This is a genomic window from Streptomyces sp. NBC_00996 (assembly GCF_045162675.1).
GTDB lineage: Bacteria > Actinomycetota > Actinomycetes > Streptomycetales > Streptomycetaceae > Streptomyces.
In genome coordinates, this window is record NZ_CP108723.1 from 1,694,750 (window position 1) to 1,707,208 (window position 12,459).

The following is a 12,459-nucleotide window of genomic DNA, read 5'->3' on the forward strand; positions in this document are numbered from 1 at the left end:
TGCTTCTTCCGCACCGGCCACGCGGGACTTCCTGGCCAAGAATCTACGGCCGGTGATCCACTTCCTGAAGTGGCGATCCACGGCTTCCCTCTTGATAGGCCGGGGATTTCCCTGCTATCCATCGCACATGACCGCGTATTCCCCGGACGCCACCGACTGGCGCATCCTCGATGTCCTCCAGCGCGAGGGCCGGTCCAGTTTCGCCGAGCTGGCCCGGGCCGTCTCCATGTCCGCGAGCGCGGTCACCGAGCGGGTGCGGCGCCTGGAGGAGGCGGGCGTCATCCAGGGGTACGCGGCCGTCGTCGACCCGGAGAGCCTGGGTCTGCCCATCCTCGCGTTCGTCCGCCTCAGATACCCCAACGGCAACTACAAGCCGTTCCACGACCTCGTCGAGGCGACGCCCGAGATCCTGGAGGCGCACCACGTCACCGGCGACGACTGCTTCGTCATCAAGGTCGCGGCGCGCTCGATGAGCCACCTGGAGGAGGTGTCGGGCAGGATCGGCGCCCTGGGTTCGGTGACGACGAGCGTCGTCTACTCCTCACCGCTGCCACGGCGACCGCTGGGCCACTGAGCCGGGGCTTGCCGGCCGAGCCTTGTCGGCCGGGCCCCACCTGTCAGGCCCCACCTGTTGGGCCTTGCCAATAGGGCCCCCCGGCGGGGCTGCCCGTCAGTCGTCGATGCCCCGCTGTCGTACGACCGACCCCGTTCTGCCCTTCACCACCTCCAGCTGGGCGTGGATGCGCCGGCGCAGATCCGCGACATGGCTGACGATTCCGACGCTGCGGTCACGCTCCCGCAGCGAGTCGAGAACGTCGAGAACCTCGTCGAGGGTCTGGTCGTCGAGGCTGCCGAAACCCTCGTCGATGAAGAGCGTGTCGAGCCGCACTCCCCCGGCCTCGTCCGTGACCACGTCCGCGAGGCCGAGGGCCAGCGCGAGGGAGGCGAAGAACGTCTCGCCCCCGGAGAGTGTCGCCGTGTCGCGCTCCCGGCCGGTCCAGGCGTCGACGACATGCAGCCCGAGCCCACTGCGGCCACGGCCCGCACGGTCGTCGGAGTGCACGAGGGTGTAGCGCCCGGAGGACATCCGCTGCAGCCGCACGGTCGCGGCGGCGGCGACCTGCTCCAGGCGCGCGGCGAGGACGTACGACTCCAGGCGCATCTTGCGCTCGTTGTCCGCCGATGTGCCCGCCGCGAGACCGGCCAGGCGGGCCACCCGGTCGTACTCCTCGCGCAGCGGCGCCAGGCGGCGGACTCCTCTGGCCGCACGCACGGACAGTCCGTCGAGCTCCGCGCAGCGCCGCGCGGCCGCGTCCTGCGCGGAGGCGGCGTCCCGCAGGCGCCGGGCGGCGGACTCCGCGGCCTGCTCCACGGCCCACAGGTCGGCGGGCGGCCGCCGCGCCGCGGCCGCCGTGTCGGCCTCGGCGAGGACGGCGCGCACCGCGGCCTCCTCCGACTGCCAGGCGTCCAGCCGCCGTTGAAGCTCCCGGTGAGCCGCGTCGTCGAGCAGCGCATCGGCCGCCGCCTGCGGCGTGTCGAATCCGGCGCGGAAGGCCGCGTCGGCGAGCCGCGCATCGGCGTCCTTCAGGCGCTGCGCGGTGTCCTCGGCCCCTCGGACCGCGTCCGCGGCCTCGGTGAGCAGCGCGACCTGCCGCTCCAGCTGCGTGGCCCGAGTGGATACGCTTGCGGCGGCGCCGCGCGCCTGTGCCAGCTCACCTTCCAGACCGGCCCTCTCGCGGTCCAGGGCATCCCTGAGAGAGGCGCGTGACGCGACGCGGCGGGCGGCCGCCTGTTGGGCGGACAGCCGCCGTTCATGCTCTCGTTCGGCCTGCTCCCGGGTCTCACGCGCGGCGTGCAGCCCGGAGGCGGCCGCGCGGGCCTCGGCGTACTGCCGCTCCAACTCCTCGCTCATTTCGACGAGTTGTGCCGTGGGCGCGTCGCCCGCCTCGGCGCTCGCCGCAGCCAGCGACTCGCGTACCACACCGAGCCGCCGCTCGTCCTCGGCGACCTCCTCGTCGGCGCGCTGATACAGGGCGAGGGCGCGCTCCTCCGCCTCCCGGTCGACATGCCCCGCGATCTTCCGTGCGGGCGCGGGGTGTTCGGTGGCACCGCATACGGCGCACGGCTCGCCGTCGAGCAGGCCGGCGGCGAGTTCCGCGGCGATGCCGTTCAGGCGCTGTTCCTTCAGGTCCAGCCAGTGGGTGCGCGCCTGCGTGGCGCGTTCGCGCGAGGCGAGGGCCCGCGCGGCCGCGTCGTCCGTGTCCTGGGCGAACTGGTCGCGCTGCCGGGCCGCGTTGAGCCGCTTCAGCGCCGGTTCGCGCTGGACGGCGAGCTGTTCGGCGAGCGTCGCGGCCTCTTGCGCGGACTCGATCCGCGCCTCGATACCGGCGCGGGTCGCCTCCCACGTGGCCAGCCAACTGTCGGCCTCCTGGAGCGCATCCTCGTCGGCCCGCTCCTGCCGGTCCAAGTCGGCGCGCTCCTCGACGAGTTCGGCCACTCTTCGCTCGGCCCGGCGTGCCGACTCCAGGCCGCCCAGTTCCTCGGCCGCCTTGCGCGCCGCCGCCGCGAGTCCGGGCGCACCGGCCTCGGCGAAGGTGTCCGGCAGGGCGGCACACGCGTGTGCCTCCTCGGCCGCCGCGCGTCGGTGCTCGGCCTCGGCGACCTCGCGCAGGTCGAGCGCGGGGGCCACCGCCTCGGCCTTGCGGGCGCGCTCCATCCGCGCCTGGGCCTCCCGATGGGCGTCGGCCCGCTCCTCCAGGCTCGCGGCACGCTCCCGCGCCTGAGCGAACCGGCGCTGCAGGCGGGCCACTTCGCGCACGTCGTCGAACACACGGCCCGCCGCGGCCTGCGCGGATTCGGCGGCCGTACGGGTGCAGTGGGCGATCGTGAGCCGTTCACGGGCGGTGCTGCGGGCCACGGCCGCCCAGGCCAGGACCGCGCCGGCGAGGCCGGGATCGCCGGGCGCCAGGTCGGGCGGCGGAATCTCGACGGTGTTCCCGGCCTCCTGCTGCATCCGGTGCGCGTCGGCCAGCAACGCGGCGTCTCCGGCGCGTACTTCGGCCTCGGCCGCCCTCCGCCGCTCGGCGAGGCGCTTCTCGACCTCGGCGTAGCGGTGGGTGTCGAAGAGACGGCCGAGCAGCTTCCCGCGGGCCTCGGCGTCGGCCCGCAGGAAGCGCGCGAAGTCGCCCTGGGGCAACAGCACGACCTGGCAGAACTGCTCGCGGCTCATGCCGAGCAGCTGGGTGATCTCCTCGCCGATCTCCTGGTGGGAGCGGCTGAGGTCCTTCCAGGAGGCCGCCGTCGCGTCGTACTCCCGCAGCCAGCTCTGCGCCTTTTCGGTCGTCGTGCCGACGCCACGCTTCTTGGGGCGCTCCCAGGGCGGCTGTCGGGTGATCTCCAACCGGCGTCCGGCGACGGTGAGTTCGAGGCGGATCCCGGTGCGGGTGGCGGGTGCCGCGTGGTCGCTGCGCAGGCCAAGACCCTGGCCGCTCTGGCGGGCGCCGGGCACCGCTCCGTACAGCGCGTAGCAGACGGCGTCCAGGACCGAGGTCTTGCCCGCGCCCGTCGGCCCGTGCAGCAGGAACAGACCGGCGGCGGACAGCTCGTCGAAGTCGACCTTCTGGGCGCCGCCGAAGGGCCCGAAGGCGGTGATGTCCATGCGGTGCAGCCTCATCGGTCCCCCTCGATATCCAGCGGGCGTCGGGCCCTCGCGGGGCCCCCAAGGCATCGGGCCGTCCTGGAGTCCACGAGCCATCGGGCCGTCTTGGAATCCCCAAGGCCTCGCGCCCTGTTGGAGTCCCGTGCGCGTGATGTCACCGGGCGCCCTCCGTGTTCCGCAGCCGTCGCTTCACCGGGCGACCTCCCGTACGGCCTCGTCCGCGCGGACGGCGTCGAACGCGTCCCGCAGCACGGCCTGTTCGTCCGCGTCGGGACCCGCGCCGCGCACATGGGCCACGAAGTCCTCCGCGATCTGCTGCTCGCTGCGGCCCGCCAGACGCCGGGCGTAGGAGATGTCCGGGCCCTCGGGAGCCCGCTCCGGGTCGAAGACGAGACTGAGCGTGTGCGGGAAGCGGTCCGTCAGCCGCGCCATGGGGTCGGCCGGGCGCACCGGGTCGGTGAGGGTCGCCTCGATCCACGCCTCCTCGTGGCGCTCCAGCGCCGGGTCGGCGAGAAGGTCGTCCAGGTGGCCGCGGATGCGGGCGAGCGCTCGGGGGACGGGGCAGTCGATCCGCTCCGCGCTCAGGGCGCCTTCGGGGCCCAGGTCCACGAGCCACATGCTCTTGCGGTGGTCGGTCTCCGAGAACGAGTACGGCAGCGGGGAGCCGGAGTAGCGCACGCGCTCGGTGATGGTCTGGCTGCCGTGCAGATGCCCGAGCGCGGTGTAGTCGACGCCGTCGAAGACCCCGGCGGGTACGGAGGCGACTCCGCCGACGGTGATGTCCCGCTCACTGTCGCTGACCTCGCCACCCGTGACGAAGGCGTGGGCGAGCACGACGGAGCGGGTGCCCGGCGCGCGCGTGGCGAGGTCGGTGCGGACCCGGTCCATGGCGGCGGCGAGCACGACCTCGTGCCCGGCCTTCTCGACCCCGAACTCGTCCTTCACCAGGGCCGGTTCGAGATAGGGCAGCCCGTAGAAGGCCACATCGCCGTGGGTGTCGGAGAGCACCACGGGTGTGCCGCAGGCCGAGGCCTCGGTGCGCAGGTGGATACCGGCGCGCCCGATGAGGCCGGCGCCGACACCGAGCCGGCGCGCCGAGTCGTGGTTCCCGGAGATCATCACCGTGGGCACGCCGACGTCGGCCAGTCGGTGCAGGGCGTCGTCGAAGAGCTCGACGGCGGCGAGCGGCGGCACCGCCCGGTCGTACACGTCCCCCGACACGACCACGGCGTCGACGTCGCGCTCGCGCACGGTCGTGACGAGGCGGCCGATGAACTCGGCCTGGGCGCCGAGCATGTTCACCCGGTGGAACGCCCGGCCGAGATGCCAGTCGGAAGTGTGCAGAAGCCTCATGATCCCCGAGACTAACGGGCGGGTCGGACATCACGGGCGGCTACTCCCGTATCGGCCCGTGCCGGCCCGCCTATGCGTCCCCGTATGCCTCTCCGCCCAGTTCGAACCCGGCCGTCCCGGCGGTGACGTCGGCCAGCCACGCCCGGAAGGCCTCGACGTCGGAGTCCGGCAACCCGATCTCGATGGTGACCGCCTCGCCGTAACGCACATCGCGCACCTCGCGCCCGGTGGAGCGCAGGTCGTTCTGGACCTTGCCGGCCCGCTGGTGGTCCACCGTCACCGTGGCCAGACGAAAGCGTTTGCGCGTGAGGGTGCCGAGGGTGTCGAGCGCCTCGCCCACCGAGCCGCCGTACGCCCTGATCAGTCCACCCGCGCCCAGCTTGACCCCGCCGTAGTAGCGGGTGACGACAGCGACCACGTACCGCATGTCGCGGCGCAGCAGCATCCGGAGCATGGGGACGCCCGCGGTGCCGCCCGGTTCGCCGTCGTCGCTCGCCTTCTGCACGGCGGCGTCGGCGCCGATGACGTACGCGTAGCAGTTGTGCGTGGCGTCCGCGTGCTCCTTGCGGACGCCGGCGATGAACTCCTGCGCCTCCTGCTCGGTGGCGGCCGGGGCGAGGGCGCACAGGAAGCGGGAGCGGTTGACCTCGGTCTCGTGCACGCCGGCGCGGGCCACGGTGCGGTACTCGTCCTGCATCAGGCCAGCGTATGCGCTGCACACGCGCGTGGCGGACGGCGGATCCGCGCCCGGCCGCCCCCGGCAGCGGCGCGGACGACGATGTGGTGAATACTCGCTCGTCGTTGTCCAAGGCCCCCGGCCAGACCCTCGGCCCCACGCGGCCCGACCGATCGCAGGGAGATCGCAGCATGACCGGCACCCAGGTGGAGAGTAAGGACGCCGCCGAACCCGACGAACCGGGGCCCTCCGCTGCCACGCCCCGCTGGCGGGCATGGCTCCTGGAGGGCCTGAGCGAACAGTCGGCACGGCATCCGGGCCCGCACGCCACCCCGGACGCCGAGCACCACGGCCACAAGTGGTGGCGGGTCATGTGCCTCACCGGCGTGGACTACTTCTCCACGCTCGGCTACCAGCCGGGTATCGCCGCACTCGCGGCCGGACTGCTCTCCCCGCTCGCGACGCTCGTGCTGATCGCGCTGACCCTGCTCGGCGCGCTGCCTGTCTACCGCCGGGTCGCGCGCGAGAGCCCGCACGGCGAGGGCTCGATCGCGATGCTGGAGCGGCTGCTGCCCTGGTGGGCGGGGAAGATCTTCGTTCTCGTGCTGCTCGGGTTCGCCGCCACCGACTTCATGATCACCATCACGCTGTCGGGCGCGGATGCCGCCGCGCACGTCGTGGAGAATCCTTTCGCTCCGCATTGGATGCACCACGCGAACGTCTGGATCACCCTCGTCCTGGTCGCCGCCCTGGGTGCGGTCTTCCTGAAGGGCTTCAAGGAGGCCATCGGCATCGCCGTGGCGCTCGTGGCGACGTATCTCACACTTAATGTCGTCGTTCTGGCCGTCGCCACCTGCGAGGTCCTGAGCCACCCGGTCAGGATCGGCAACTGGACCGACGCGATGACGGCCGAGCACTCCTCGCCGCTCGCCATGATCGCCGTGGCGCTGCTCGTCTTCCCCAAGCTGGCACTCGGCATGTCCGGCTTCGAGACGGGTGTCGCGGTGATGCCCCAGGTCACGGGCGACCCGACGGACACCTACGCGAAGCCGACGGGCCGGATTCGTGACACCCGCAAGCTGCTCACCACAGCCGCCGTGATCATGAGCGGCTTCCTCCTTCTGTCCAGCCTGGCGACGACGATCCTGATCCCTCAGGACGAGTTCAAGAGCGGCGGCTCGGCGAACGGGCGCGCCCTCGCGTATCTCGCGCACGAGCACCTGGGCGAGGCCTTCGGCACGGTCTACGACCTCTCGACCATCGCGATCCTCTGGTTCGCTGGCGCCTCCGCGCTCGCCGGGCTCCTGAACCTCGTGCCCCGCTATCTGCCGCGCTACGGCATGGCACCGGAGTGGACCCGTGCGGTGCGCCCGCTGGTCCTGGTCTTCATGACGGCCGCGGTCTTCATCACGCTGTGGTTCAACGCGAACGTCGACGACCAGAGCGGCGCCTACGCGACCGGTGTGCTGGTCCTGATGCTCTCCGCGTCCTTCGCCTCGACCGTCGCCGTGCACAAGCGGGGCCGCCGGGCCGCCGCGACCGGATTCGGCGCGATCACCGCGGTCTTCGGATACACCCTGGTCACCAATGTGATCGAGCGTCCGGACGGCATCAAGATCGCACTGATCTTCATCCTCGCGATCCTGGTCACCTCGTTCGCGTCCCGGGTGCGCCGCGCCTTCGAACTGCGCGCCGCCGACGTCACCTTCGACGAGGCGGCGACACGGTTCATCGACGAAGCCGCCGCGAGTGGCCCCCTGCAGCTCATCGCGAACGAGCCGCAGGAGCACAGCACCCGGGAGTACCGCGCCAAGGAGCACAGCCAGCGCGAACACACCCACATCCCCGACGGCCGCCCGGTACTGTTCCTGGAGGTCTTCGTCACGGACTCCTCCGACTTCACGGCCGACCTGGCGGTGCACGGCGACGAGAAGCACGGCGTACGCAGGCTGCGCGTGGAGAGCGCGACCGTGCCCAACACGATCGCCGCCGTCCTCATGCAGCTGCGCGAGCGCACCGGCCAGGTCCCGAACGCCTACTTCAACTGGACCGAGGGCAATCCGCTGAGCCACCTCGTGCGCTTCCTCGTCTTCGGTGAGGGCGAGGTCGCCCCGGTCACCCGGGAGGTGCTCCGGCGCGCCGAGCCCGACCCGGAGCGCAGGCCCCGGGTCCACGTCGGCTGAGCCTCAGGGATGCTTCTTGCCCCTCGGCACGAGCATCTCCGTCAACAGGGCCGTACCGGGGGCGAGTTCCCGCCAGCTGCTGCCGTGCCAGGCGAGGACCGCGACTGCCGAGGTCGGGAACTTCAGGCGTACCTGTGCCAGCGCGTCGTCGAGCCCGTCCCCCGCCAGTTCGAGGACCAGCTCCTCGAGGCCGGGGTTGTGCCCGATCACCAGCAACGTCCTTACCTGGGCCGGGACTTCGTGCAGGACTTCCAGCAACTCCGGTACGTCCGCGCCGTACAGCCGCGCGTCCAGCTGTACGGGCGGCGGGGTGCCCCACTGCTCCGCGGCCAGCTCCCAGGTCTGGCGGGCGCGTACCGCGGTGGAGCACAGCGCGAGGTCCGGCAGGCAGTCGGCGTCGGCGAGGGCTCGTCCGGCCGCCGGAGCGTCGCGCCGACCGCGCGGCGCGAGGGGCCGCTCGTGGTCGGCCGCGCCCGCGGGCCAGGCGGACTTGGCGTGCCGCAGGACGACGAGTCTGCGCAGCGGGCCGGCTCCGGCGCGCGCCATCACAGCGACGCCCCGATCTCCCGAGTGAGTTCGAGCCCGAGGAGACGGTCGGCGTAGGCGTAGGTCTCGAAGCGCGCCCCGTCCGGCACGTCGGACGTCTCCACCCAGCGCAGGACGCGGAGGACGCCGGGTACGTCCAGGTCGTCCTCCCAGGCTGCGCGCAGCCGCCGGCGTACGTCCTCGGGGACGGGCCGGGACGGCCGGGTCGCCCAGCCGGCCACCGCACCGCGCCAGCGCGCGAGCGTATCGCCGGCGTCCGCCAGGGTGGCCGCGTCGAGCCGCACGGGCTGGTCCCTGCGGTGCGCGAGCAGGGCCAGCCGCAGGACGGAGGGGTCCACGGGACCATTGCCGGGCTCGACCGGCGCGACCTCGACGCGCACGCCGCCCGTCGCCGCGCCCTCACTCGTCCCGTCGCCCGTCGTCCCGCGCTCCGGGCCGAGTACGTGGATGGTCTGCGCCTCGCCCGGCCCGGTCCCGGCCTCATGGTGCTCCTCGAACGGCCGGATACCGAGCGACGCGGCACCGGCTCGGAGTTCCGCCCGGTCCGCCGAGCAGCTCAGGGTCGCCCAGACGGGAGTTCCGCCGAGTTCCAGGGCCCGTACGAGGACATCCGCGACGAGGAGCACCCGCAGACCCGTGGTGTCGTACCCGCACACGCGCGCGTGGACGCGGACCAGGCTGCGGCGGGCGCGGGCGACGTCGGTGGGCTCGCCCGTTCGGGCGTCGATGATACGGAGCACGGGGTGAGCGTAGGCGGGCCGGGGGCCGGGCGCAGGGAGGTGGGACCCATTCCAGACACGTGTACCCGTTTCAAAGGGCCTGTCGCCGTACGACCACGAGGGCCGCGGGCAGGTCTTCGCACTCGGGATCACCCCGGACGGAGCTCCTTCCCGGGCCCGGGCACCAGGGTTCGACCGGCTCCCGCAAGACTCGCCCGACCTTCCGTGGACCGTCCCGCGGCCGAGGCCGCCGAGGTCGCCCGGCAGCCGGTGCTGCTGTTCCGGCGGCGTTCATCGCGTCGCCACGCGTGTGCCCCTGGGACCTGAATGAGTGGTTCCGCTCAGTGAGTCACTCGGAGGCACCGGAGGGCCGCCCCATGGCCGGGACCGAACCCGCGTCCGCGATCAACCGCCGTCGATTTCTGCTCGCCTCGGGCGCCACCGCGGCAGTCGGGGCGGCCGGCACGGCGGGAGCCCTCCTGCCCCGGCAACGCCGGCCCCATTCCGCACAGCCCGAGCCCGCCGTACGCGCCGGCGCCGAACGGTCGGCGCCGCACGCCACGACGACCCTGGAGACGACGGCGCGCCTCGGGGGCACGGCGCACCCGGGCACCTACCGGCGGCTGGTCTCGGGCCCCGGCTGGCCCACGGTCGTACGGGGTGACCTGGCGCCGCCCCGTGTCGGGCGCGAGGACCGGCGCACGGCGCTCGCGTGCTTCGTCCAGTTCACCGATCTGCATCTCGCCGACGTGCAGAACCCGCTGCGCACGGAATTCCTGCGGTCGCGCACCCCCACCGCGTGGCGGGCGCAGGAGGCGCTGACGGTGGCGGGGGCGGTCGCGCTCGTGGAGCAGGTGAACGCGCTCGGCGGTGGCCCGCACACCGGTCAGCCGCCCGCGTTCGTGATGACCACGGGCGACAACGTGGACAACAACTCCGCGATCGAGCTGGAGTGGTTCCTCACGCTGATGAGCGGCGGTCGGATCACCCCCAACACCGGTGACCCGCGGGCGTACGAAGGCGTCCAGAACTCCGGGCTCGCCCTGTACTGGCATCCGGGCGACGCGGTGCTGCGCGACCTCGACAAGCGGCGCGGGCTGCCCCTGATCCCCGGCTTCCTCGACGCCGTGACCCGGCCGGTGACCAGCCCGGGGCTGCGCATCCCGTGGCACTCGACGGTCGGCAACCACGACGATCTGCCCGGCGGTTGCCTCTCGCCCGCGCTGAGCGACTACGCGGTCGGCTCCCGCAAGCTGCTGTCGGTACCGCCCGCGGACGCCGCCGCCTACGCGAAGGCGCTGGGGTCGGGCGACGATCCCAAGAGCGAGGTGCTCAAGGCGATCCTGAGCAGGAACGCGGCATCGGCGCGGACCGTGACGGCCGACGAGCGGCGCCGGCTGTGCACCCCGCACGACTATCTGGCCGCTCACCTCGACCCCGCCCACGCCGGTGCCGGTCCGGTCGGCCACGGCTATACGCAGGACCATCTCGACGGCGATCGGATGTACTACACCTTCCAGGTCGCCGAGAACGTCATCGGGATCAGCATCGACACGACGTACCGCAGCGGCCACTACGAGGGTTCGCTCGGCACCGACCAACTCCGCTGGCTGGAAAGGACACTGGCCGCTCACAGTTCCCGGTCCTACGACACGGACGGCCGTCTCGTCCGCCATCCCGGCGCCGACGACGCCCACATCCTGGTCTTCAGCCACCACCACAGCCCGAGCATGACCCGCCGCCCCGACGCCGCCCGCACCGACGAGCCGCGCCACGACGGCGCCGAAGTCATCGCCCTGCTCAGCAGGTTCCCGAACGTGGTCGCCTGGATCAACGGCCACAGCCACGTCAACCGGATCACACCGCACGGGCACGCGACACCCGCCCGCTCCTTCTGGGAGGTCAACACCGCCTCCCACGTGGACTATCCGCATCACGCCCGGCTGTTCGAACTGGCCGACAACGAGGACGGGACGCTGTCCCTGTTCACCACCCTCATCGAGTCGGCCGCCCCGCACCGCACCGCCCCGGACTTCGACGATCTGTCGACGGTCGGCCTCGCCTCCCTCTACCGGGAGCTGGCGTACAACGCTCCCGGACTGGCCGACGGCATGAGGGCCGGGGTCCAGGAGGGCTGGGCGGGCGGCGCCGGCGATCGCAACACGGAGCTGCTGAGCATCCGCGGGGGCCAATGACACACGCGGTCGCTGAAACCCTTGCCGTGCGGCTCACCCGTCGCTGAGGCTCGAGGGTGTCGGGCGTACAGGAGTCTCCTCCAGCCGTCCGGTACAGCAAGCGGCACCCGGTCGCGAAGGAGCACCGGAGCAGCGGCCAGGGCGCAGAAGGTCTTGCGGGGAATACGCCGCAGCAATTAAACATTCAATAAAATGGATCTGCCGACGGACCCACGGGAGGCTCGCATGGGCACCTTCGACCTCGGGGCGCCGATGTCCGAGCTGGGACTCCTCGACACCAGCGGCATCCTGCGCCAGGCGTGGGTGAGACCTGAGCGGACCAGCTCGGGCCTGGGCTGGGAGCACGCGTATGTCTCCACCCAGCGAGAACGGCCGTACCACGCGACATTCGACGCCGCCCCCACCCACCTGCTGATCCTGCATCTGGGCGGCCCGGTGACCGTTCGGCGCCGCACCGGCCGGTCGATGCGGACGCAGCGGATTCCGGCCGGAGGGATCTTCCTCCACCCCGCGGGCCGGGCGCTGGACGTGGAACTCCAAGGGGGACTGGACACCGTCCACCTCTACCTCGCCGACTCGGTCCTGCAGCAAGCGCACGGTGAGGGCGGGACGGTGGAACTCGCCGAGGAACTGGGCAGCTCCGACCCGCTGATCGAGCAACTCGTCCTGGCTCTGGACGGCGTCGTGCGGCACTGGGAGCCCTCCGCACGCACCTACGCGGACCACCTTGTCGGCACGCTCGCCGCTCGGCTCGCCCACGCGCATGCGGCCGGCCGGCCCGCGGAGCGCGACAGCGCGTCGTCAGGACTGACGGGTCAGCAGCTCACGTCCGCCCACGAGTTGATGGAGACACGGCTCTCCGAGCCGCTGCCCGTGGCGGAGCTGGCCTCGGCCACCGGTCTGAGCGCGAGCCAGTTCACCAGACGGTTCCGAGCCAGCACCGGGAAGTCGCCCCACCAGTTCCTGCTCCAACTGCGGCTGGACCACGCACGCCGGCTGCTGCGCACCACGACGTTACCCATCGCCGACGTGGCCGTCCGCTGCGGCTTCTCCCACCAGGAACACCTCACACGCGTCATGCGTGACAAGCTGGGCACGACCCCCGCTGCCTTCCGCCGGGCGGCCTGAC

The 12,459-nt window shown here is 72.5% G+C and carries 9 protein-coding genes; 4 read left to right on the forward strand and 5 right to left on the reverse strand.

Going from position 1 to position 12,459, the window contains the following annotated elements; all coding sequences use genetic code 11:
• Window positions 1-127 precede the first annotated feature (127 nt).
• Window positions 128-574, forward strand: coding sequence for an Lrp/AsnC family transcriptional regulator (locus OG390_RS08195; RefSeq protein WP_369244993.1), 447 nt, complete (start codon window positions 128-130; stop codon window positions 572-574).
• A gap of 96 nt (window positions 575-670) precedes the next feature.
• Here OG390_RS08195 and OG390_RS08200 read toward each other — a convergent pair whose 3' ends face one another.
• The 3 genes from OG390_RS08200 to OG390_RS08210 form a co-directional block, all read right to left on the reverse strand.
• The gene (locus tag OG390_RS08200; protein ID WP_406166267.1) at window positions 671-3,673 is read right to left on the reverse strand and encodes an AAA family ATPase; all 3,003 of its coding nucleotides are present in this window, start codon (window positions 3,671-3,673) and stop codon (window positions 671-673) included.
• Window positions 3,674-3,847: 174 nt separating this feature from the next.
• The gene (locus OG390_RS08205; protein ID WP_406166268.1) at window positions 3,848-5,011 is read right to left on the reverse strand and encodes an exonuclease SbcCD subunit D; all 1,164 of its coding nucleotides are present in this window, start codon (window positions 5,009-5,011) and stop codon (window positions 3,848-3,850) included.
• A gap of 70 nt (window positions 5,012-5,081) precedes the next feature.
• The gene (locus OG390_RS08210; protein WP_406166270.1) at window positions 5,082-5,708 is read right to left on the reverse strand and encodes a YigZ family protein; all 627 of its coding nucleotides are present in this window, start codon (window positions 5,706-5,708) and stop codon (window positions 5,082-5,084) included.
• A gap of 170 nt (window positions 5,709-5,878) precedes the next feature.
• On the opposite strand from OG390_RS08210, the gene OG390_RS08215 reads away from it, so the two are divergent.
• Window positions 5,879-7,870 (forward strand): amino acid transporter, encoded by a 1,992-nt coding sequence (locus OG390_RS08215; protein ID WP_406166272.1) that lies wholly within the window; start codon window positions 5,879-5,881, stop codon window positions 7,868-7,870.
• A gap of 3 nt (window positions 7,871-7,873) precedes the next feature.
• On the opposite strand, the gene OG390_RS08220 is transcribed toward OG390_RS08215, so the two are convergent.
• Window positions 7,874-8,419: a SixA phosphatase family protein gene (locus OG390_RS08220; protein ID WP_406166274.1), complete on the reverse strand. Its 546-nt coding sequence runs from the start codon at window positions 8,417-8,419 to the stop codon at window positions 7,874-7,876.
• Window positions 8,416-9,156, reverse strand: a complete 741-nt coding sequence (locus OG390_RS08225; protein WP_406166276.1) for a hypothetical protein — start codon at window positions 9,154-9,156, stop codon at window positions 8,416-8,418. Before OG390_RS08225 ends, OG390_RS08220 begins: the two co-directional genes overlap by 4 nt.
• Before the next feature lie 356 nt (window positions 9,157-9,512).
• Here OG390_RS08225 and OG390_RS08230 point away from each other — a divergent pair, with 356 nt between their 5' ends.
• Window positions 9,513-11,330: a TIGR03767 family metallophosphoesterase gene (locus tag OG390_RS08230; RefSeq protein ID WP_406166277.1), complete on the forward strand. Its 1,818-nt coding sequence runs from the start codon at window positions 9,513-9,515 to the stop codon at window positions 11,328-11,330.
• A 225-nt stretch (window positions 11,331-11,555) separates the two neighbouring features.
• On the forward strand, window positions 11,556-12,458 hold the full coding sequence (locus OG390_RS08235) for a helix-turn-helix domain-containing protein (RefSeq protein WP_406166279.1): 903 nt from the start codon (window positions 11,556-11,558) through the stop codon (window positions 12,456-12,458).
• Window position 12,459: the final 1 nt, after the last annotated feature.

Coding starts and splice junctions, on each gene's coding strand:
- OG390_RS08210 (WP_406166270.1), bottom strand. CDS start 5,708: ATGCAGGACGAGTACCGCACCGTGGCCCGCGCCGGCGTGCACGAGACC.
- OG390_RS08200 (WP_406166267.1), bottom strand. CDS start 3,673: ATGAGGCTGCACCGCATGGACATCACCGCCTTCGGGCCCTTCGGCGGC.
- OG390_RS08235 (WP_406166279.1), top strand. CDS start 11,556: ATGGGCACCTTCGACCTCGGGGCGCCGATGTCCGAGCTGGGACTCCTC.
- OG390_RS08205 (WP_406166268.1), bottom strand. CDS start 5,011: ATGAGGCTTCTGCACACTTCCGACTGGCATCTCGGCCGGGCGTTCCAC.
- OG390_RS08230 (WP_406166277.1), top strand. CDS start 9,513: ATGGCCGGGACCGAACCCGCGTCCGCGATCAACCGCCGTCGATTTCTG.
- OG390_RS08195 (WP_369244993.1), top strand. CDS start 128: ATGACCGCGTATTCCCCGGACGCCACCGACTGGCGCATCCTCGATGTC.
- OG390_RS08215 (WP_406166272.1), top strand. CDS start 5,879: ATGACCGGCACCCAGGTGGAGAGTAAGGACGCCGCCGAACCCGACGAA.